The 1,259-nt window shown below is 69.0% G+C and carries 1 protein-coding gene; it reads left to right on the top strand.

The window, feature by feature from the left end:
* Positions 1–108: 108 nt before the first annotated feature.
* Complete coding sequence (locus MXD62_RS27560; protein WP_248832309.1) at positions 109–1,227, top strand: IS630 family transposase; 1,119 nt, start codon at positions 109–111, stop codon at positions 1,225–1,227.
* Positions 1,228–1,259: the final 32 nt, after the last annotated feature.

The raw sequence follows: 1,259 nt of genomic DNA, 5'->3' as shown, positions 1-1,259 counted from the left end.
CTAGTGCGCTGACCACGAACGTTTCCGGCCGTGAAGTAGGTAGGGGTGGGTGGTCGTGGGCACACCGTGCCTGATGAGGACGGTGACCAGCCCTGGAGGTGAACCACGATGGCACGGCCGGTACGGGCACGGCGGCTGACCGACGAGGAAGGCCAACGACTCCAGGCGATCGTGCGCCGCGGGAAACACGGCGCGATCCGGGTCCGCCGGGCCCTGATCGTCATGGCGTCGGCGAGCGGAACACCGGTGCCCGCGATCGCCCGCCTCGTCCAGGCCGACGAGGACACGGTCCGGGGGGTGATCCACCGGTTCAACGACATCGGCCTGGACTGCCTGGACCCTCGCTGGGCGGGAGGCCGTCCCCGCCTGATCAGCGCTGACGACGAGGCGTTCGCCATGGCGACGGCCCGGACCCGCCCGGAGAAACTCGGACAGCCGTTCACGCACTGGAGCGTGCGCAAGCTCGCCGCCTACCTGGCCGACAACCCCGACCGGACGGTGAGCATCGGCCGGGAACGACTCCGTCAGCTTCTGCACCACCACCGGATCTCGTTCCAGCGCACGCGCACGTGGAAGGAGTCCACCGACCCGGACAAAGAGAGCAAACTCGACCGGATCGAGTACCTCACCTCGACATGTCCGAACCGCTGTTTCGCGTTCGACCAGTTCGGACCGCTCTCGATCCGCCCGACCCACGGCGTCGGCTGGGCACCCCAGCGGCATCCCGACCGGCTGCCCGCGACCTACCACCGCACCCACGGGATCCGCTACTTCCACGGCTGCTACTCGTTGGGCGACGACCAGCTCTGGGGTGTCACCCGGACCCGCAAGGGCGGGGCGAACACCCTGGCCGCGTTGAAGACGATCCGGGCCGCGCGTCCCGACACCGCCCCGGTCTACGTGATCTGCGACAACCTGTCCGCGAACACCACCCCGGCGATCCGCCGGTGGGCGGCACGACACAACGTCGAGATCTGTCTGACCCCGACGAACGCGTCGTGGGCGAATCCGATCGAGGCCCAGTTCGGACCGTTGCGGACCTTCGTGATGGGTAACGCGAACCATCCGAACCATCCCGTGCTCGCCCGCGCCCTGCAGGCCTACCTGCACTGGCGCAACGCCCACGCCCGTCACCCCACCGTCCTGCAGGCCCAGCGCCGTGAACGCGCCCGTGTCCGCAGCGAACGCCAGCAACGCTGGGGACGCCCACGATCACATGCCGCCTGACCACCGGAAAGGATCACGGTCAGCGCACTAGC

The sequence above is a fragment of the Frankia sp. Mgl5 genome (assembly GCF_023242985.1).
Lineage (GTDB): Bacteria > Actinomycetota > Actinomycetes > Frankiales > Frankiaceae > Parafrankia > Parafrankia soli.
The sequence above is the reverse complement of the archived record's forward strand: the minus strand, read 5'-3'. Positions and strand labels throughout refer to the sequence as shown.

Excerpts from the sequence above, each read along its gene's own strand:
- MXD62_RS27560 (WP_248832309.1), top strand. The coding sequence starts at position 109 with ATGGCACGGCCGGTACGGGCACGGCGGCTGACCGACGAGGAAGGCCAA.